We start from the raw sequence: 20880 nt of genomic DNA, 5'->3' as shown, positions 1-20880 counted from the left end.
AGATGCTAGTTACAAGTGTAAGGAACAAATAGATGTCACAACAAGGTTCTGCAGGCAATGTTATTGCTGCAATTGCAAGTTTCTTCTTCCCAGGATTGGGACAATTAGTCCAAGGGCGCATCTTAGCCGCCATACTATTTTGCGTGATCACCATTGTTGGTTATGCCATGTGGTGGCTCATTGTACCGGCTATCATTGGCGGCATTGCCCACCTTTGGAGCATTATCGACGCGGCAAAGTTTAAGGCCGACTAACTTATTAAAGGATAATTTCAGGATGAAAAACGTATTATCAGCTGTTGTCATCACCTCAGCAATGTTGCTTAGCGGCTGCCAAAGCGCTTATTACGGCGCCATGGAAAAAGTGGGCTACCATAAGCGTGACATCATGGTCGACCGCGTGACTGCCGCCAAAGAGTCACAAGAAGAAGCACAAGAGCAGTTTAGCTCGGCACTCGAAGAGATGCAGGCGCTACTTAACCATGATGGTGGCGACCTTGAAAAAGCCTACAATAAAGCAAAGGATGAGTATGAATCATCTCAAGAAGCCGCTGATGAGGTGAGTAGCCGTATCGATAAGGTTGAAGATGTCGCCGAGGCGCTATTTGATGAGTGGCAAACTGAAATTGGTGAAATAAGCAAAGCCAGTCTGCGCCGCAACAGTGAAACCAAATTACGTGAAACCCAACGTTCATACCAGCAACTGGTTAAAACCATGCGCCGTGCCGAAAGCAAGATGCCGCCAATTCTCACCGCCATGAAAGATAACATGCTCTACCTTAAGCATAACCTTAACGCCCAAGCCATTGGTGCGATAAAAGGAGAATTTGCTAGTCTGCAAACTGACATATCAAGCCTAATTAAAGAGATGAACAAGTCGATTGCCGAATCAACCAAATTTATCGAATCGATTGAAGGCGGCAAGTAAATCTATTGGCGCCTCTTCAGAGGCGCTACTTTCCACACCAAGATATTGCAAGTGACAGCTGACTCTTAATCTATGGCAGATATTCTTTCTCAAGCAAAAACACGTCAATGTAAGATTGCGATAGATACCTTAATCTATGACCCCGTTCATCGCCAATTAAGCAAAGCGGGTAAAGAGATTGAGCTAGAGCCCCGCAGCCAAGAACTCCTGGAAGTCTTGCTACAACAAACTGGCACTCCGATCGCCGCCGACGAGCTCATCGCCAAGGTTTGGCAGAGTAACTTTATATCTAAAAATGTACTCACTAATAGAATCAGTACCCTACGCGCTATTTTTAAAGAGCACTCACCCGAATCTGATGCGACTAAACTGCTGGTAACTTACCCTAAAAAGGGCTACTACCTTAATGCTGCTAGAGTCAGTTTAGTGGAGGCCGTTGAGCAGCCATTGGCAAGCCCGCCAACACCATCTCCCAAGAAGTGGAGTGTTCACCTGGTTTATATCGCTATATTACTGGTTACCGTTGGTCTGTTTATTGGCCTAACGCCACAACAAGAATCTAAGATCACCACGGCACCAGCCAGTTCATCTGTTACCGTGCCAGTTGTCGAACTGCTGCTCCATAAAGTGAACGTTACCGACAACTCGCTTAAACCCTATATTAAAGCCATCAAAACAGCACTCTTGGCACAACAGATAGCCTACCCCTATATCAATGTGAACAATCAAGATGCGCCCAGCTATTTCCTTAGCCAAATAGATGATAGCCCCTATTGGCCAGGCTCCAGAAACACCCTCTTTAGTGATTACAAACTCAACCTACGCCTCAGCAAAGGTCGTTCTGACTATGAGCTAATCGCACAACTTGAGTTAGTTTTTCATAGCAGTGAAAAACGTATCTTTAGCGGAGAATACTCACTCGACATCAAGGCGCTCGACAGCGGAATTGCACGTATGACTGCTGATTTGGCAAAGTTTTTTGCCCTGCCAGCCATTCCACAACCCCAACAGAATGATACGCTGGCTTTTGTCTCTAAAACAATGGCTGCACAACTTGATAGCCAGCAGCTCAGTTCATCAGAGGTCAACTATCTGGCACGTCAGCTATTGCAAACCCCGGCACTTGAGCCACAAAAAATGACGCATTGGTTAGAACGTATGGAGCGTGACTTTCCCAATCCCGAAGAGGAGATGGAGATCTGGCTAGGGCTATTAAACTTCAAAATGGGCCAGCATGAAAACGCCAGAGAGCGATTGTTTAAAGCACGGTTTAACAATCAAATCGACAATGCATTCGTTTATCTCGTGCTATCTGATCTCGCACTCAAAGAGAGTAAGCCCGATCTGTTTCGCCTGTACTACCTAAAGTCTCAAGTATCACTGTCGTTAGTACTACCCTCAAAACAAATTTTCACTCAGCTTGACCCAGACAACATACAACAAAGATGTTTAGGTGCCTGGGAGTCATTAATAAAAAATGAACGCCTAAGCAATGATCTTGGTACTTGGATTGATATATTCCAGGACTACTGTGACCGCGCACAAACCTATTTCCCTGCGCCGCAAGCCAAATAGGCTGCCTACTGGCAGCCTATTCCCGGCGGCGACACCTAGCGCATAAATAAACCTGAACCAGCAACAGAATAGTCACCAGCCACCTGTTTTAAAGCCATCGTTGGTAAACCACTTTCACCAGCAATAAAGCCGATGGTGACGGTTTGGGGAGTTTGCAGCGCCTTCACAAACTCATCTGACTGTCCCATATTTTTGAGGTAGGTATTACAGTTAAGTTGCTCATCAAGATTCATCTCCACCGAAAACGTCATCAGCAAACCTTGTTTGGCATTAAAGCTACGCTCACTTGTTACTCGACATTGCGCTTGGCCTTGCTCATCGAGCATAGAAGCATTGATGATGAGGCCACCACTAGGTAGTTGTTGAAAGCGATAACGACTGTAATGACTGGCCTTTGCATGAGATGTTGGCGCCAGCCATTCACTGCCCACTAACGATCTCATTAGTTCACCGTTAAGCTGTAGCGCTTGTGTTTTAACAAATAGTAATGAGGTGGGCGTGACCAGATCAGTCTCAACAGTAAAGCCTTTATTGGTGAGAATTGGCGAAAAATTTGGCGCAAATCGGTTGGATTCCAGTTGCGCACGATGGAGTGATGATAATGGCTTAAGCAGGCGGTCACCGATCTCTGTACTCGCTTGAGCAACAGGGCATGATGTCGCCCCCTCATACACACAGTAATTTAAATCGATGTCATGAAGCAGTTTATCTGTCTTGCTCGCTTTAGTGGTTAAACTGTACCAATCACCCGCTTGATTTGCCTCACCGCCGATCTCAGCAATGCTGGCCTCAAACTCTTGAGTTATCTGTCCTACGGTCCCTACATCGACAGCAAAACCAATGCCAACATACTGGCTATAACCATTGACACCACGGACAATATCCCCAGCATCATTCGCTAAACTGCCGAGATAAATACCTTCTGGATATCTATCGATTAGTATTGGCTTGGGTTTAATTTTATCCGGACCCGGTTTTCCCCCATTGTCACTACTCGAACCACCACACCCAACAAGCGCTAACCCCAATACACCTACCATCAACACAGAACGCAACATAAACACCTTTACCTAGGAAGCACTCACAGCTTCACTCACTAAACACGTAGCGCCATTGCACTACCACTGCGGCGCAATGTATTAATCTGTATCACCAAGGTCAAAAAACAAAACAAAATGAAACCACACACAAGTTTAATTTTTATTTAATCAATTGAATTAAAACAATTTTAAAGAGTGAACATCACGACCTTCCACAGTATAAATGCGAGTTCCATTGACCGAGATCGCTATCTACTCGTCAAAAAACATCCTACCCGTGCTTAGGCATACCCAGTATCAGATGTTACAAGCTAGCAATAAGGCGACATTGATCATCAAAATAGTAACGGCCCGACAAAATTTAGTGACCTTTACCACAGTCTCAATACCGTGCAAGAACTAATAAGCATTGTCAGCCTCCTAATGATACAAACTGTCACAGGACTTTCTCACAATGAGCATGATTGAATCGTTAACCTTAATGCTGGCACTGATTTATAGCACCAGCTTACTCTACTGGAGTGGCCAGAAATGGGGAGCGATTGCCAGCGCAGCCACACTCGTTGCGGCGACCGTCAGCACACTCTATTGGCCACTATTTTTATGCCTTGTGCTTGCTGCGGCGGCCATCGGCGTGCTCGGTAGGCTTTGGCCACAATGGGTAAACGGTGAACAACGTATCAACACCCAACGGGAAGTGATTCAACACCTGTTAGCCCTATCGATGCTGCTCGTTGGGATTCAATTTGCGGCCAATGCCGTCATGCTAAAAATGGGCATTACTCCTTGGTTAATGCGTCCCGACGTAGGCGATGCCTTTTTACCCATTGCTGGCGGCATTGAAATCAAGGCAATTGTCACCTTAGGGCTTTGGGATCAAAACCATCCTGCTGCAGCGGTGATGCTAACGCTAGTATTGCTGACCGGTTTATTATGCAAACGCGCATTTTGTGGTTGGGCCTGCCCGCTGGGCTTAGCTGGGGAGTATCTTTATAAATTCAGAAAACGCTTCATTAAATCTGAGTTATTACCCCCAAAATGGCTCGACTGGCCCCTGCGCATGCTCAAATATCTACTGCTCGCTGGCCTGCTGTATATCATCATTACCATGCCAACAGCCTCACTACCCCAATACCTAAACGGAAATTATCATAAGATTGCCGACTTAAAGATGGCGCTGTTTTTCATTACTCCGGGGCTCGTTACACTCATAGGCTTTGGCATAATTTTAGGACTGGCCGCTTGGCGACGCCAAGGCTTTTGTCGTTACATCTGTCCCTATGGTGCGCTATTAGGATTACTAAGCTTTCTCAGTCCGTTTAAAATTCGTAGAAATACCAAGCACTGCCTGATTGAATCTAGAGGGATGAGCTGTGATAAGTGCACTCGCGCCTGTCCTGCTGCCATCAATGTCCATACTCAAGCAAATATCCGCTCAGATGAGTGCCAAGCTTGTATGCGTTGTATATCGGCCTGTCCAAAGAAAGAAGCGCTTCAGTTCAGCACCCGTAACGGCATTCAATTATCTGGGCGAGGGCTGATGATTATGCTATTGATGATATTGTTTATGCTCCCGCTTATTGCCTATAGCTGCGGATATTGGGTCAGTCAGACGCCAACAGAGATCAGGATGTATTTGATCCAACATTTGAATGCCATAGGGCATTAACACCTTCCAATGAAAGTTTGGCCATTTTGATGTTAAATACAGCTACCCCGTGCTTTAAACGGAACGTTAACTGTCTAAAGGAGTATTGGTGTTAAATTCAAAAGTTGATGCACTAACGCTTATGAGTAATTTGGGCGCATCGGAGCACCTACTAACTCATGTTAAGCTCGTCGGAGAAGCGGCAGATTTAATTCTGGATAAATGTAAGCAGTTAGGGGTGCCGATTGATTCGGAGTTTGTAAAAATTGGGGTAGCTATTCACGATATAGGAAAAATTACCCACGCCCAAGAAATGACGGCCCCCGGCTCAGAGCACGAACCAGAAGGAGAGAGAATTCTTCTTAGTGAAGGTGTTTCGCCCAAGATAGCTCGCTGTTGTATGTCCCATGCTCGCTGGCATGAAATGGATTGTTCTACTGAAGAGCTGCTCATTGCACTGGCAGATAAACTCTGGAAAGGGAAAAGGGTTGAATCGCTCGAATTACAAGTCATTGACCGTATTGCTGCGGCACTGGCAAAGGAGCGCTGGGATATCTATCAAGAATTAGACACCCAGTTTGAATCAATTGCAGCTGATGGCAACAACCGTTTGATTCGTAGCGTCAGCCGTTAACAAAAAATAGAGTTGATCTTGATACAGTGCCAAAAAAGGGCACGTGTTTAATTACATAGAAAGTCGCCAGTGCCAAAAACAGCTAACAAAGCGTACGTGCTTCTAAGGTAAATTAAGGTTATGAATTATTTTGAATCTCCTTTTTCGGGGCTCCCGTTAAAGCAACAAGTGGCAAACCCAAACATCATAGTGGGCAAGCATAGCTACTATTCTGGTTATTATCACAACCATAGCTTTGATGACTGCGCTCGCTATCTCAGCCCAGACAGAGATGATGTCGATAAGCTTATTATCGGCAGTTTTTGCTCAATAGGTTCCGGTGCGGTGTTTATGATGGCGGGAAATCAAGGACATAGAAATGATTGGATTAGTACATTTCCATTCTTTTACCAAGACAATGAAGTTTTCGCCGATGCGACAGATGGATTTCAACGTGCAGGCGATACTGTAGTTGGCAATGATGTTTGGATTGGTTCAGAAGCAATGATTATGTCTGGCGTCAAAATAGGTCATGGCGCCATCATTGCAAGTAGAGCTGTCGTAACCAAAGAGGTAGCACCATATGAGGTTGTCGGCTCAAATCCTGCAAAACATATTAAGTTCCGCTTTGCGGAGTCAGAGATAGCCATGTTGCTTGAAATGCAGTGGTGGAATTGGCCTGAGAGCGTTTTAAAGGGAGGAATTAAGCATCTTTGCTCTTGTGATATTGAAACCCTTTACAATTATTGGCAGCAGGAAGTACGCACATAACGAAATATAGCGGCCAATACGGGAGGCTGAGGCAATTAGGCTCACTAGCGTTATTGAAGTGGCTTTTTCTTACCCATTTTTAACACGCTAGGGATACCACGCCAACAGCGATATATAGCAGTAGTGCTAAGAAAAAATTCAGCGACAAATGCTGAAGTTAATCTTGGTGAAGGCGGCCGATAATTTCATAACCCAATGAATTATATACCTTTATACATAGCTGCATTGCGTTAATGACATTAAAAGACTAGTCTTAAATTTGGATCTCACAATACTGCAATGGATAGAAGTTCAATGAATAATGAGAGAGTGCTTTGTAGTAATTGTTCTGAGGGAGAAAACTTAGACTTTGATTTTACCATGGCTTTTCAACCCATCATCAACTGTCGCTCTAAGCGTATTTTTGGCTATGAGGCGCTAGTACGGGGCCTGAATAATGAATCGGCCTATTCAATCATCTCTAGAGTAAACAATGAAAACCGTTATGCTTTTGATCAGCAGTGCCGAATTAAGGCAATAGCCTTAGCTGCAAAGCTTGGCATTACGTCAATGTTAAGTATCAATTTCTTACCCAACGCCATTTATAAGCCTGAGCGCTGTATTCGCACAACATTAGAAGCAGCTAAAAAGTACAACTTTCCCACCCAAAATATTATGTTTGAATTCACCGAAGTGGAAAAAATTGAAGACAGTACACATGTAGAACGTATCGTGGCGTATTATCAATCGTTAGGCTTTAAAACCGCCATCGATGACTTTGGTTCAGGCTATGCGGGATTAGGTTTACTAGCAGATTTTCAGACAAATATTATCAAATTGGATATGGGGCTAGTGCGCAATATAAATGCCGACAAAGTGCGCCAGTCGATCGTTGCAAACTGCCTGAACATGTTTCGCGATCTCAATATCACGCCGTTAGCTGAGGGCATAGAAACTGAAGCTGAGTTTCTCTGGTTACAGGGTGCTGGAATTGAATTAATGCAGGGTTACTTATTTGCCAAACCCGGATTTGAGAACTTGCCCCAAGTTAACTTTTCATCCCTGTAATCGCTCTACTTATCCCCTAAAAAAGGCCTGCCGAGTCAATACAAAAAGCCCTGAACATCTAGATGTTCAGGGCTTTTTAATGCTTATCGCGGGGTTATCACTGCACCAATACAGTACTCAATAACCTTGCCGACTTAAGAAGCGTCTTTTGAACCACGGTTGTGGCGCTTACGCTCGTTTTCAGTCAAGAAACGCTTACGAACACGGATGCTCTGTGGCGTTACTTCAACTAGCTCATCGTCATCGATGAATTCAAGCGCTTGCTCAAGGGTTAAGTTAATTGGCGTAGTCAATACTTGCGCTTCATCGGTACCCGACGCACGCATGTTGGTAAGCTGCTTACCTTTAAGACAGTTTACTGTTAAGTCGTTAGAACGTGCGTGGATACCCACCACTTGACCTTCGTAAACTTCAGCTGCATGACCAATAAACAGACGACCACGGTCCTGTAGACCAAATAGAGCGAATGTTAGTGCCTTACCCGTTGCGTTAGAGATCAATACGCCGTTAGCGCGTTGACCAATCTCGCCACCTTTATGTGGACCATAGTGGTCAAATGAATGATAGATAAGACCGGTACCTGAAGTCGCAGTTAGGAACTCAGTTTGGAAACCAATCAAACCACGGCTTGGGATAACGAAGTCGATACGAACACGACCCTTACCGTCAAGCTGCATATCTTTCATTTCAGCTTTACGAGTACCAAGCTTCTCGATAACAGTACCTTGATGCTCTTCTTCAACATCAACGGTAACGGTTTCGTATGGTTCGCACATCTCACCATCGATCTCTTTCATGATCACTTCTGGACGAGAAACGGCTAGCTCGTAACCTTCACGACGCATGTTTTCAATTAAGATTGAAAGGTGAAGTTCACCACGACCTGATACGCGGAAACGATCTGGACTCTCAGTCTCTTCAACGCGTAGTGCTACGTTGTGCACCAGCTCCTGCTCTAGACGCTCAAGGATATTACGTGAAGTCACGTACTTACCTTCTTTACCAGCGAATGGAGAAGTGTTGACCTGGAAAGTCATGGTTAGTGTTGGCTCATCAACTGACAATGCAGGCATGGCTTCAACAGCACCGGCTGCGCATACAGTGTCAGAAATTTTAAGTTCACCAAGACCAGTAATAGCAACAATGTCACCCGCGTTAGCGATTTCAACTTCGGTACGATCTAGACCCATGTAACCTAATACTTGGCCCATCTTACCGTTACGTTGCTTACCATCAGCACCGACAATAGTCACTTGCTGGTTAGTCTTAACGCTACCACGCTTGATACGACCTACACCGATAACACCGACATATGAGTTGTAATCAAGTTGAGTGATCTGCATCTGGAAGTCACCTTCCGAGTCAGCATCTGGGAATGAAACTTTTTCAACGATAGTTTCGAAAAGTGGCGTCATATCTACGCCAGTATCTTCTGGATCTAAGGTTGCGTAACCGTTTAACGCTGAAGCGTAAACGATTGGGAAATCTAGTTGTTCATCGGTAGCGCCTAGGTTGTCGAACAGGTCAAAGACTTGATCAATAACCCAATCAGGGCGAGCACCTGGACGGTCAATCTTGTTGATAACAACGATTGGCTTTAGGCCTTGAGCGAATGCTTTCTTAGTAACGAAACGAGTTTGTGGCATTGGGCCATCAACCGCGTCAACCAATAGCAATACACAGTCAACCATAGAAAGAACACGCTCTACTTCACCACCGAAGTCGGCGTGACCAGGAGTGTCGACGATGTTAATGCGGTAATCGTTCCACTTGATGGCAGTATTCTTTGCAAGAATCGTGATTCCACGCTCCTTTTCAAGATCGTTCGAATCCATCACCCGCTCAGCGGCCTCTCCTCGAGTTTCAAGGGTTCCTGACTGTGCCAGCAACTTATCAACCAAGGTTGTTTTACCATGGTCAACGTGTGCAATAATGGCGATGTTACGTAAATTCTCTAACACGGATAAACCTCTTACCATCAAAAAAAAATAGGGTATTGATAACAGCTTTAATAATAGCTGTTGCAATCAAAAACGTGCCATTCTACTCTAGCCGAGGGCTCTCGCACAGGATTATTTTTTAGTCAGCTATGAATAGTCATGTTTATCATGGTGCGCACCAATATGGATATTGCACCACCATAAAGCAAATACCGCACCATTCTGGTGCAGAAATGCTGATGGCAGTCCTGTCACTTATCAATCAACCCATAAATATCAACAACTTAGAATGTTGGCACGAGTCTAGCTTTACAATAGCCAGAACCGCGTTAAGCGCTAAGTTGAATTTTATAAGAAGGGCATCCCCTCTACCCTACTCGGAGACTTTAGAATGTCAGTTGAATCAGTTTTACAACAACTAGAAGAACTTGAAGTTAAGTTTGTTGATTTGCGTTTTACCGATACTAAAGGTAAAGAGCAGCACGTTTCTATTCCATCTCACCAGGTTGATGCCGATTTCTTTGAAGACGGTAAGATGTTCGATGGTTCATCAATTGCTGGTTGGAAAGGCATTAACGAGTCAGACATGGTATTAATGCCTGACCCAACAACATTTGTATTAGACCCTTTCACCGAAGAAACGACGGCACTGATTCGTTGTGACATTCTTGAACCAGGCACTATGACTGGTTACGACCGTGACCCACGCTCTATCGCTAAGAAAGCAGAAGAGTACCTCATCTCAACGGGTATCGCTGATACCGTATTGATTGGTCCAGAGCCAGAATTCTTCCTATTTGACGATGTTAAGTTTGGTACTGACATGTCAGGTTGTTTCGTTAAGCTAGATGCTAAAGAAGCCGCTTGGAACTCAGGAACTCACTACGAAGATGGTAACACTGGTCACCGTCCGTTCGTTAAAGGCGGTTACTTCCCAGTTGCACCCGTTGACTCTTCACAAGACTTGCGTAGCGCAATGTGTCTAGTACTAGAAGAGATGGGTCAAGTTGTTGAAGCGCATCACCACGAAGTGGCGACTGCGGGTCAAAACGAAATCGCCACGCGTTTCAACACACTTACTGAAAAGGCTGATGAAATCCAGATCCTGAAGTATGTCGTGCACAACATGGCACATGCATATGGCAAAACAGCAACCTTCATGCCTAAGCCAATCGTTGGTGACAACGGTAGCGGTATGCACGTTCACCAATCACTAGCAAAAGACGGTGTTAACCTATTCTCTGGTGACAAGTATGCTGGCCTAAGTGAAACAGCACTTTACTACATAGGTGGTATTATTAAGCACGCTCGCGCCCTTAATGCTTTCACTAACCCAAGCACTAACTCTTACAAGCGTTTGGTTCCACATTTTGAAGCACCAGTTATGCTTGCATACTCTGCACGTAACCGTAGTGCTTCTATCCGTATCCCAGTGGTACCAAGCCCGAAAGCACGTCGTATTGAAACTCGCTTCCCAGATCCAACCGCTAACCCATATTTAGCGTTTGCAGCGCTACTTATGGCTGGCCTTGACGGTATCCAAAACAAGATTCACCCAGGTGAAGCGATGGATAAAGATTTGTACGATCTACCTGCAGAAGAAGCCGCTGAGATACCACAAGTTGCTACTTCACTTGAGAATGCACTTGAGTGTCTAGATGCTGACCGTGAGTTCTTAACTAAAGGTGATGTATTCAGTGAAGATTTCATCAACTCTTATATCACGCTGAAAACAGCTGAAGCAGAGCAAGTGTCTCGCACTACTCACCCAGTTGAATTCGAGCTTTACTACAGCTTGTAATCCGTTAGAACCCATAAAAAAACCGCCTTAACGGGCGGTTTTTTTATGGGTGGACTTAACACTCATCGCCAAACTAATTACTTGTTATTATTATGATAAAATCCATGTGACACCTCTCGTGTCATATGACAGATAACTGTCTGTCATAACCCTGTCGGCGTTTTTTTACCTTACCTATGCTTCACTTGCACTCCTCAATCACAACTGGCAAGATTTGGAGCATATTATGGATAACGCAGCACAGCCCCACCACATGGATAAACACTCAGACAAAGTCACGTTAACCAATGGCTATTGGTTCTACTTCCGTGATGAAAATCGCCAATTTGCGATACACGGTTCGGGCTATTCAGGTAAAGAATCGGTCTATCTTAATGATCAACTAATCTCGTCACTGCGAAATTATCGTCGTCACAGTCAGCATCAATTTAACGTTGCGCAAGATAACTATCGAGTCGAGTTCAATGTCACCAGCATACTCAAAGGTGAGATTGTCTGCTCACTCTATAAAAATGAGCAACTGCTCGAAACCGAAACCAAAGCCTATACCCAAGATACCACTTCGACCTCTCTGAAGAAGATAGGCTTATTCTTTATCGGTGGCATAATCACAGGTGCACTGGCAGGGCTCATTGCCGCAAAACTTTTTGGCTAGGACAAGAGCAAAACTATGGATATTAACGCAGAAAGTGTCAAACAACTGCGCCAGCAAAGAGGCTGGACTCAACAACACTTAGCCGATGCTTGTGACATCAGTATTCGCACTATACAGCGGGTAGAAAAAGAGGGCAGTGCATCGAGTGAAACCCTTTTGGGCTTATGCGCGGTACTCGAGGTTGATCAAGCAACACTGAGATCTGTGCCTCACCCAAACGCTGACGAACTCCGGTCAATCTCCATCTACAATCAGCCTGCACTACTTATCGCGGCGGGCCTAATTGGTGCAATACTCGGGGCACTAATCATGTATTTTGCGATCCAACATTAAGTGTGAACCAAGCCAACAACAAAGGGATAGGTGCATGATATTAAATAGATTGATCTTAGGTAGCAGTCTAATGCTCATCTTGATTGGTTGTAGCTGTGTTCAATCTAAAACTGACAATATTGAATTAACCAATGCGGCGGCGCTAGCTGGAATCGCCCCAGCCACAACCACGGCTGGCCTCTATATTTGGGGGCATGAAGTTGCCGCCTTTCAGCTCTGTGATAGTCAGCAAGTATATTGGGTACGTGCCACACCAACCACAGACCAGCTCAATCAACTCGCTTTGACCCTCAGCGAGCAAAGATCACAGCCCTATCAACCGATTTATGTTGAGGCCGAGATCTCTCCCATCTCCCGCGACTGCAATCCCGCTTTCATTGACGGTTTCGCCGCAGACTATGACGGTATTATTGAAATCAATTCAGTCACTACAGTCGAAACTAAGATTCCCGTCAACTGCCACAACATACAAGCCACTGATAACAATAGCTTAACTTAACACCGGCTCACCTCGCACCATTATGGTGCAACCAATGGCATGCAATGGTCTCAGTAGAACAATCTCACTTTAATCTGACTAAACATGCAACGTGGTAGCGAACAGAAATTAGCCCTTTCTTTATCTCAACACGCACACTGAACATCATTAATCGACTCTCAGGTTTAACCTACAATAATTAACCCGTACTAGTGCCTAAAATGATTTATCTTTATGCCTAAACTGCTATCATGAGCAAGCCGTTAATTTAACTTAGAATCAATTATGTCGAGTCGAGAGCCCTTTCAAAGCTACACGTGGAAAAGCGATATTTTCAGTTGTGATAGCAACGATATCAGCACCTTTTATGCCCGCTTAAATGAGCAAGTGACTCGACTCGGTTTATTGGAGCGAAAGCTAGGCGATGCTGGCCGTTATCCGCTCAACCTGTATCAATCACCCGCACAGAAATCGGGACAGCCTTCACTACTCATTAGTGCAGGGTTTCATGGTGAAGAAGCCGCTGGGCCATGGGGGATGCTACATTTCCTCAATGAACTAGAGCCAGAGTTATTTCAGCAGATTAATCTCAGTCTGTTACCCTTGGTCAATCCAACTGGGTTTAAACGTGGTCATAGATTCAATCAGTTAGGAGAAAACCCTAACCGAGGTTTCGTACTAGATAATGGCCGAGGTAAAAGCAATGATGACACATCTGCTGAAGGCAAGGTATTGCTTGAGCATTCACAACTATTACAAGCGGCCAGTAAAGATGGCATCTTAACCTGCCATGAAGATGTGTTACTCACAGATACTTATATCTACTCATTCGAAGCCAATCAAAATCCTGGTCCATTTAGTAAACATCTACGTGACACACTAGGACAGTTTTTCCCTATCGCACAAGATGGTGAAATCGATGATTGCCCGGTAAGAGATGGCATCATCTTTAACCATTTCGATCTCTCATTTGAGGCATTTTTAGTGCGTCTAGGCGCCAGCGTCGGCGTGTGCAGTGAAACACCAGGGAAGCAAAACCTAGATCAACGCATTTTAGCCAACAGTGCCATCATGCAAGCCTTTATCGACCAGGTGAACGCCAGACAATAAGCTGGCACATCAAGATGAATAACTCAGCACAATTAAGAATATATAATCCGAATTATCGAGTATATATTCATTTAAATCGTTTTTTGGAGTCAGTGCATGAGTCAATTTCAACAGGTGTCAGTCGCCAAGCAGGCCAATATCTATTTCGATGGTAAAGTCACTAGCCGTACAATAACTTTGGCCAATGGTAGTCAGCAGACATTGGGCGTTGTGCTGCCGGGGGAATACCAATTTTCCACTGCCGTTGGTGAAATAATGCAAGTCACTGATGGCACGCTATCGATTTTACTGCCAGAAACCCTTGAATGGGTGGATTATGCCGCAGGCAGTGAATTCCAGCTGTCTGCACAAGTTAGCTTTAGCATTCGCTGTACCGAAATCGCTCAATACTGCTGCCAGTACCTCGACTAACAAGGTAGATAAAGCCGCTTTAATCAAGCGGCTTTATCCTCCCTGCAAGCACTAATAGTAAGGCTTGATCACCTGCAATAGCTGCGCGATATCTCGCTCGGTGTTATAGACATGGGGCGATATTCTTATCCCTTGGCTACGCGCATCAACGCTAATATTGGCCTGTGCTAAGGCCGCCATCACCTCATCCTCTCGACCTGGAAACTGCAAGATCAGGGTGCCACTGCGTTTATTTTGCGTGTTAGGCGACACCAACACGGATGCCGCTTGCTCGGTAACAATACCAATAAGGTGTTGATTGTGCTGGTGCACTCTGTCACATCCTAATTGCGCGAAGTAATGGATACTGTTGGCAGCTATGGCAAATGGCGCGATGGAGGGAGTTCCCCCCCAAAATCTCAGTGCCGTGGGATGATAGCGAAAGTGATGAATATCAAACTCAAACGGGTTCTCATGGCTAAACCAACCCACATCCATTGGCTCGCACAGCTCTAAGGCCTCGGTATTCACCCATAGGTACGCCGCGCCCGGTCCACCGCACAACCATTTGACACTTGAACCAATCATAAAGTCGGGACGTAATACGCTTAAGTCGATGGGCAATACGCCAGCAGACTGTGCCACATCAACGACAGATAAACACCCTAATTGACGCGCCATCTCGACGACTTCTGTCACCGGCGCTTGTTGGCCTGTATTGGAGTAAGCATGGCTAATAAAAACTAAGTCCAATTGATCATTCATGTGCTCGCGCCAAACATTGGCATCTGTAATATCTAAATGCTGACCAATAAAACGTATCTGACAATGGGGTAACGCTTGGCGAAGGGCAAAGCCCATGCTTGGAAAATCCGTTTCACTCATCAATATGACGGCATGGTCGCGGCGCAACTGCGGCACGGACATCACCAATTTAGTTAACGCACTAGAGAGGTTTGTCTGCGGACAAAACTGCGTTGACTGACTATTAAATAGCGCAGCTAACCCTGAAGTAAACTGATCTATCACCCCTAGCCAATCTCCCCAAGGTTCGCGCCCCGAATCATGCCAAGGGCTAAGGAAATGCTGAGTAAAGGCGGCTTTAGTGGTTTGCAGCGGGCGCCCAACTGAATGATTGAGTAGATAAACCGATTGGGGCAAAACAAAATCTTGTTGCAACATAGGTTACTCGGCTCCCTTTAAGGTCAAGGTTAACGCAGCAATATCATCGAAACGGGTACGAATATCATCACGTTTGGCCGCCGCACGTCGGTCACGTAGCTTCTCTAACGCGCTGAGTAACACCGCCAATGGTGGTCCACTGGCCGTCACCTTCTCCATGTGTTCCTGCACCATACGTGTGGAAGGCTCAGTGATATATTTCTCCACCAGCTGATTGTGGTGCTGAATGGCCGTTTCACCGTGGCACTGACAAACCGCTAAAAAGAGTGACAAGTTCTGCTGATACCACTCTTCTTCTGCGTGCTCCTGCGCTGCAAGAAACTCATCCATGATACTGCTACGGCGCATGCAATCTCGCAAAATCCGCTGATCTTCAGGCATCATATAGAGAAACTTATCCACCAGCAGTTGCGAATAGGAGGGCTCATTAGCAAAGCACAAGCCTAACTGCAGATCGATCACATTAATACCTGCAAAGTCACCCGCGTTGGCACCTCGATACACCTGCTGTCCAACACGATGAGGTTTGTAATAGGGACGAACACAATTGAAGAACATCGCTTTATCTAGGCGTTCAAACAGTATTTGATTGGAAGCTATCACCTCTTGCAACGCCTTAAGTGCCGCCGTAAACAGATCGGCGCTGATAGGGTGAGAGATCCCCAAAGGCTGGATTTTTAGCAAGGCATCGGCGGCGCGTTTATAGGCCAAAATCCCCTTAGTGTTGTAGTCAACAAACAGTTTTTCATCGTCCAAATCGGTAAAACGCTTAAAAACACCATTAACCGCTCGGTTATGGGTCGTCAAATGGGCAGTCGCAAACCTCGGTGTCACCCCAATCGATGCACCTATATGCATAGCCAGTGCGGATGCCTCGATTAAAGGCGAACTCGTTTCACGGCTGGGTTCTGTGATCTCATGGCGTCGACATGCCGCCATATACAGCCCTACATTGCCCAGCAGATCGAAGGCACTGTCAAAGCCTTCATCAGTATTGCCCTCCTCGACTAATGCCTTAATCAGCACCCGTCCCTGCTCTGCTAAAGTCGATTTGAGTTCATCACCCACGCCCTTCACATTCGCTGGATCATTTTGTTGTAAATAAAGTCTTTCTAGTGCTGAGTTCAGTGTCACAAACTCTTCTCTAATCCAGCGATCGAACGCTTGAACATGTTCACTCATAGGGTACCCTTTTGCTGTTGTTAGTTATTGAGGGAGCCCTGATAACCTAACACCATAACGTTAGGTCAAATCATCAATGTTCATATTAATATCGCACCAAGTTAGTGATTTCCAATAACAATTGGATTATAAATAACAATATCCTCTCAAAAATAGACGTTCGAAATATGAAAACTCTAGACAGCAAGGACAAACAGATACTGATCATTTTGCAAAAAGAGGGTCGTATTTCTGTGGCTGAACTAGCCACACGGCTTAATTTATCCGACACGCCGTGTTTAAGGCGCATCAAAAGATTAGAGCAAGATGGCTATATCCAAGGCTACAGCGCGCGCCTTGATGCTCAGGCATTGGCACTGGATGTGGTGGTCTACGCCTCGGTTCGATTAACCGAGAACTCCGACAGCTATGCTGAGCAGTTTGAGCAGCAGATGGCACTACTCGACCCCGTGCTCGAGTGCTCTGTGATCACAGGGGCTCACGATTATCTATTAAAAATTGTCGCCCATAACCTGTTGGAGTATGAACGCTTTGTGAAACAGTCACTGGGTAGCCTCAAATGTATTGCCAGCATAGAGTCAACCGTGGTGCTCAAACAAACCTTTTCGCGTCATCAACTCCCCATTAATTAAAATGGGCCGACAAGAGTCTCTTCTCTGGTCATTTACACCATGATTTTTGTCTAAAAAACGGCTAATCTGATAGGGATACTACCGTATAACAAAGGATCTCTTATGCGCACGCTACTCATCATTGCCCTGTTATTCATGGCAGGACTCGCCCATGGTGCGATCTATAAGTGGGTCGACAAGGATGGCAAAGTACATTACTCAGATTCGCCTGTTGAGAACGCTCAAGCAGTAGAGTTTAAAAGTAATACCGAAAACCAAATCAAACTTCCTCCCCCAATTGTCATCGACTCTGGCGTCAAAGATAACGAAACAGAGCCTCAAGGCGACCTGTACCAAATGCGGATCACTAGCCCCTCTGCCGAGGAAACTATCCGTGACAATAATGGCAATATCACCATTATTGGCTCCATTAGCCCTGATCTCGCTAAAAGTCACGTGTTGGTTTTAGTGATGGATGGCAAAGTGACAGGTCCAGCCCAGTACTCACCAATTTTTAACCTAGAGAATGTCGACCGAGGCGAGCACACCTTCGAAATAAAGGCTCTGGCACAAAACGGCAAACAACTTGCATCCACTCCTCCAAGAACCATATTTCTTCATCGAGCCACCGTAAATGCGAGGCCTAGACCGACGCCTCGAGGTAATTAAAGACATTAATACTTATGTTTTTTAAATAGTTACATTCTAACTATCACCATTCGACCTCGATGAAGTAAGCTTGCACCATGCACCAAATTGGTGCACCATCATGGTGCAGTCTATTTTATTGGAGTCGTCGATGAACACTGAACCCTTGCTCAACCATTTGGTGACCGCCGTTATTGTCATCAATGGTGATCTAAAGCTGTGCTATGCCAATAGTGCCGCCGAGCAGTTACTCGGTTTGGGTAGCCACCGACTTACCGAACATAAACTGACCGACTGTTATCAAGTTCTCAGTGTTGAATCAGAGCTGTTAAGCATTGCGATTAGAGAGCATCAAGGGCTGACAGTGAATACCGCCAATATTGTTACCTTAGATGGCCATCACCATACGGTAGATATCACCCTAACTCCCATTGAAACCGCTGAAACGTCGGCACAAGGGCTATTAGAGCTACGTCAGGTTGACCAACAAAGGCGAATCCATCAGCAATTGACCTTAGATGCGCAGCAACAAGCGGCGCAATACTTGGTACGTAACCTCGCCCATGAAATTAAGAACCCGTTGGGGGGGCTCAGAGGTGCAGCCCAGCTGCTGGCGAGAGAGTTGGAAGATGCTGAGCAACGTGAGTTTACCGACCTAATAATTGAACAAGCTGATCGCTTACGTAACTTAGTCGATCGCCTATTAGGGCCACAAAAGCCAACCCAGCATAGTCTGCACAATATTCATGAAGTGATCCAAAAAGTGCTTAAGCTGGTGAATGTCACGCTGCCCAGTAATATCCACCTGATCCAAGATTATGATCCCTCGATTCCAGATATCGAAATGGATCAGGAACAACTTCAGCAGGCGGTGTTGAACATAGTGCAAAACGCGATACAGGCATTGGAGACCGGAACTGAAGGCGGTGAAATACGCATCAAAACCCGTACCGAGCACCAAGTTACCATTGGCACTATGAGGCATAAGCTAGTGTTGGCCTTATCGATAATCGACAACGGCCCCGGGATCAAGCCCGAACTGATGGACACCCTATTTTACCCTATGGTCACCGGGCGTGAGCAAGGCTCTGGGCTCGGATTATCTATCGCGCACAACTTTGCCAGACTCCATGGCGGTCGTATCGACTGCAGCTCAGTGGCTGGCAAAACAGAATTCACAATTTTACTGCCGTTAAACGGCCTGTAAGAGGACACCAACATGAGCATTCAACTTAAGAGAGTAGATGTATGACAGAAAAAGTTTGGGTTCTCGACGATGACAGTTCCATACGCTGGGTAGTAGAGCGCGCGCTAAAAGGCGCTAAAATAACCTGTGCGAGCTTCGCCGCTGCCGAATCCCTGTGGCAGGCACTCGAGCTTGCCCAGCCGCAAGTGATCATCTCCGACATTAGAATGCCTGGCACCGACGGGCTCACCTTGCTCGATCGTTTACAGCTGCACTATCCCCACATTCCAGTAATCATCATGACGGCCCACTCAGACTTAGACAGCGCAGTAAGTGCTTATCAAGCGGGGGCGTTTGAGTACCTACCTAAACCGTTCGATATTGATGAAGCCGTGGGTTTAGTGGAACGTGCGATTAGCCACGCCAAAGAGCAGTCACCCAAAGCTAAAACTGAGCCAGAAATTAAAGCGCCGGAGATCATCGGTGAAGCGCCAGCCATGCAGGAGGTGTTCCGTGCTATCGGTCGCCTATCTCGCTCATCAATCAGCGTGCTGATCAATGGTCAATCGGGTACAGGTAAAGAACTCGTTGCTGGCGCCCTGCACAAACATAGCCCACGCAAAGACAAACCTTTTATTGCCCTCAACATGGCGGCTATCCCTAAAGAGCTGATTGAATCAGAACTTTTTGGCCATGAAAAAGGCGCATTCACCGGCGCAGCCAGTGTGCGTCAAGGGCGTTTTGAGCAAGCTGATGGTGGCACCCTGTTTCTCGATGAGATTGGCGATATGCCGCTAGATGTGCAAACCCGCTTACTACGTGTATTGGCCGATGGTCAATTTTATCGTATTGGTGGTCACTCACCAGTGCAGGTGGATGTACGTATTATCGCGGCAACCCATCAAAACCTTGAGTCTCAAGTAAGTAAAGGCGAGTTTCGTGAAGATCTCTTTCATCGCCTCAATGTGATTCGAGTACACCTGCCACCACTATCACAGCGACGTGAAGATATTCCTCAATTGGCGCGCCACTTTTTAGCCACAGCGGCCAAAGAGATCAGCGTAGAGCCGAAGGTACTGGCTAAAAGCACTGCAGAAACCTTAGCTAACCTTCCGTGGCCGGGTAACGTGCGCCAGTTAGAAAACACCTGTCGCTGGTTAATGGTCATGGCTTCAGGGCAGGAGATATTACCGCAAGATCTACCACCCGAACTGTTAAGCCCAAGCCTTAACGGCCAACAGCAAGCCGCGGCAGAGGCAGGAAGCTGGCAAGAAGCTTTAACACAATGGATAGATCAGCGACTCAGTAGCGGCGATAGCGATCTGCTCACCGAAGTACAGCCCGCCTTTGAACGCATTTTGTTGAAAACCGCCCTTAAACATACTAAAGGGCACAAGCAAGAAGCCGCCAAGCGCTTAGGCTGGGGAAGAAATACCTTAACTCGCAAGCTTAAAGAGTTAGAGATGGAGTAGTTGCCAAAAAATATGCTGAGTAGATCATTTTCTTATACTGATTGGTATGGCATAGGCTAAACAACTCAAACCATTTTTTGCAAAAAATAACCCAGCTTACGCTGGGTTATTAGTACTCTTTTCGGCAGTCACTATCACCGATTGAGGTAGTGCGTCGGACAGAGCTTCAGTCTCAGTCTGCTGCACAGGCATCGCCGCTTGCCACAAAGCGCCTACCCACAAATTTTGATTCGCTTTCATTTAGTTCCCCTTTTTGCTTACCGGATCAAAG

General features: G+C 45.8%; 22 protein-coding genes. 17 read left to right on the top strand and 5 right to left on the bottom strand.

The annotated features are described in order from the left end of the window. Nucleotides 1-32 precede the first annotated feature (32 nt). From BEL05_RS10900 to BEL05_RS10890, 3 genes are all read left to right on the top strand, one after another. Nucleotides 33-254: a hypothetical protein gene (locus BEL05_RS10900; protein WP_028762963.1), complete on the top strand. Its 222-nt coding sequence runs from the start codon at nt 33-35 to the stop codon at nt 252-254. Between the two features lie 22 nt (nt 255-276). Then, nucleotides 277-927: a DUF2959 domain-containing protein gene (locus tag BEL05_RS10895; protein ID WP_028762962.1), complete on the top strand. Its 651-nt coding sequence runs from the start codon at nt 277-279 to the stop codon at nt 925-927. Between the two features lie 72 nt (nt 928-999). Next, a complete protein-coding gene (locus BEL05_RS10890; RefSeq protein WP_069671175.1) occupies nt 1000-2502 on the top strand; it encodes a winged helix-turn-helix domain-containing protein in 1503 nt (500 codons plus the stop codon). 35 nt (nt 2503-2537) lie between these two features. On the opposite strand, the gene BEL05_RS10885 is transcribed toward BEL05_RS10890, so the two are convergent. Next, nucleotides 2538-3560 carry a hypothetical protein gene (locus BEL05_RS10885; protein ID WP_069671174.1) on the bottom strand — a complete coding sequence of 341 codons (1023 nt, stop codon included), beginning with the start codon at nt 3558-3560 and terminating at the stop codon, nt 2538-2540. A gap of 436 nt (nt 3561-3996) precedes the next feature. Here BEL05_RS10885 and BEL05_RS10880 point away from each other — a divergent pair, with 436 nt between their 5' ends. The 4 genes from BEL05_RS10880 to BEL05_RS10865 all read left to right on the top strand — a co-directional run bounded on the left by BEL05_RS10880 (nt 3997) and on the right by BEL05_RS10865 (nt 7621). After that, the gene (locus BEL05_RS10880; protein WP_069671173.1) at nt 3997-5211 is read left to right on the top strand and encodes a 4Fe-4S binding protein; all 1215 of its coding nucleotides are present in this window, start codon (nt 3997-3999) and stop codon (nt 5209-5211) included. 88 nt (nt 5212-5299) lie between these two features. Beyond that, a complete protein-coding gene (locus tag BEL05_RS10875) occupies nt 5300-5824 on the top strand; it encodes an HD domain-containing protein (RefSeq protein ID WP_217629863.1) in 525 nt (174 codons plus the stop codon). A gap of 120 nt (nt 5825-5944) precedes the next feature. Further along, complete coding sequence (gene catB, locus BEL05_RS10870; protein ID WP_069671172.1) at nt 5945-6574, top strand: type B chloramphenicol O-acetyltransferase; 630 nt, start codon at nt 5945-5947, stop codon at nt 6572-6574. A 294-nt stretch (nt 6575-6868) separates the two neighbouring features. Beyond that, nucleotides 6869-7621 (top strand): EAL domain-containing protein, encoded by a 753-nt coding sequence (locus BEL05_RS10865; protein WP_373316124.1) that lies wholly within the window; start codon nt 6869-6871, stop codon nt 7619-7621. A gap of 134 nt (nt 7622-7755) precedes the next feature. Here the strand turns inward: BEL05_RS10865 and typA are convergent, their stop codons facing one another. Further along, nucleotides 7756-9582, bottom strand: a complete 1827-nt coding sequence (gene typA / locus BEL05_RS10860; RefSeq protein ID WP_069671170.1) for a translational GTPase TypA — start codon at nt 9580-9582, stop codon at nt 7756-7758. A gap of 370 nt (nt 9583-9952) precedes the next feature. On the opposite strand from typA, the gene glnA reads away from it, so the two are divergent. The 6 genes from glnA to ppnP all read left to right on the top strand — a co-directional run bounded on the left by glnA (nt 9953) and on the right by ppnP (nt 14349). Continuing rightward, nucleotides 9953-11362, top strand: a complete 1410-nt coding sequence (glnA, locus tag BEL05_RS10855) for a glutamate--ammonia ligase (protein ID WP_028762956.1) — start codon at nt 9953-9955, stop codon at nt 11360-11362. A 226-nt stretch (nt 11363-11588) separates the two neighbouring features. Further along, nucleotides 11589-12017 carry a hypothetical protein gene (locus BEL05_RS10850; RefSeq protein WP_037428092.1) on the top strand — a complete coding sequence of 143 codons (429 nt, stop codon included), beginning with the start codon at nt 11589-11591 and terminating at the stop codon, nt 12015-12017. A 15-nt stretch (nt 12018-12032) separates the two neighbouring features. After that, nucleotides 12033-12350: a helix-turn-helix domain-containing protein gene (locus BEL05_RS10845; protein ID WP_028762955.1), complete on the top strand. Its 318-nt coding sequence runs from the start codon at nt 12033-12035 to the stop codon at nt 12348-12350. Nucleotides 12351-12384: 34 nt separating this feature from the next. After that, nucleotides 12385-12849, top strand: a complete 465-nt coding sequence (locus BEL05_RS10840; protein ID WP_069671169.1) for a COG3650 family protein — start codon at nt 12385-12387, stop codon at nt 12847-12849. 264 nt (nt 12850-13113) lie between these two features. After that, nucleotides 13114-13938, top strand: coding sequence for an N-acetyl-ornithine deacetylase (locus BEL05_RS10835; RefSeq protein ID WP_069671168.1), 825 nt, complete (start codon nt 13114-13116; stop codon nt 13936-13938). A gap of 96 nt (nt 13939-14034) precedes the next feature. Next, entirely contained in the window at nt 14035-14349 is a 315-nt protein-coding gene (ppnP, locus tag BEL05_RS10830) for a pyrimidine/purine nucleoside phosphorylase (RefSeq protein ID WP_069671167.1), read from the top strand. Between the two features lie 51 nt (nt 14350-14400). Here ppnP and BEL05_RS10825 read toward each other — a convergent pair whose 3' ends face one another. Both BEL05_RS10825 and BEL05_RS10820 read right to left on the bottom strand, forming a co-directional pair. Then, complete coding sequence (locus BEL05_RS10825; RefSeq protein WP_069671166.1) at nt 14401-15510, bottom strand: aminotransferase class V-fold PLP-dependent enzyme; 1110 nt, start codon at nt 15508-15510, stop codon at nt 14401-14403. Between the two features lie 3 nt (nt 15511-15513). Continuing rightward, complete coding sequence (locus BEL05_RS10820) at nt 15514-16692, bottom strand: PrnB family protein (protein WP_069671165.1); 1179 nt, start codon at nt 16690-16692, stop codon at nt 15514-15516. Between the two features lie 167 nt (nt 16693-16859). Between BEL05_RS10820 and BEL05_RS10815 the strand changes: the two genes are divergently transcribed. The 4 genes from BEL05_RS10815 to glnG all read left to right on the top strand — a co-directional run bounded on the left by BEL05_RS10815 (nt 16860) and on the right by glnG (nt 20609). Continuing rightward, a complete protein-coding gene (locus BEL05_RS10815) occupies nt 16860-17324 on the top strand; it encodes an Lrp/AsnC family transcriptional regulator (protein WP_028762949.1) in 465 nt (154 codons plus the stop codon). A gap of 102 nt (nt 17325-17426) precedes the next feature. Then, complete coding sequence (locus tag BEL05_RS10810) at nt 17427-17972, top strand: DUF4124 domain-containing protein (protein ID WP_028762948.1); 546 nt, start codon at nt 17427-17429, stop codon at nt 17970-17972. A gap of 130 nt (nt 17973-18102) precedes the next feature. Continuing rightward, nucleotides 18103-19158 (top strand): nitrogen regulation protein NR(II), encoded by a 1056-nt coding sequence (glnL, locus tag BEL05_RS10805; protein ID WP_028762947.1) that lies wholly within the window; start codon nt 18103-18105, stop codon nt 19156-19158. Between the two features lie 41 nt (nt 19159-19199). Continuing rightward, entirely contained in the window at nt 19200-20609 is a 1410-nt protein-coding gene (glnG, locus tag BEL05_RS10800) for a nitrogen regulation protein NR(I) (RefSeq protein WP_028762946.1), read from the top strand. Between the two features lie 96 nt (nt 20610-20705). On the opposite strand, the gene BEL05_RS21035 is transcribed toward glnG, so the two are convergent. Next, complete coding sequence (locus BEL05_RS21035; RefSeq protein WP_156029382.1) at nt 20706-20849, bottom strand: hypothetical protein; 144 nt, start codon at nt 20847-20849, stop codon at nt 20706-20708. Nucleotides 20850-20880 lie beyond the last annotated feature (31 nt).

The organism is Shewanella colwelliana, from assembly GCF_001735525.1.
Taxonomy (GTDB): domain Bacteria; phylum Pseudomonadota; class Gammaproteobacteria; order Enterobacterales; family Shewanellaceae; genus Shewanella; species Shewanella colwelliana.
This window is presented reverse-complemented; position numbering and strand designations above follow the sequence as displayed.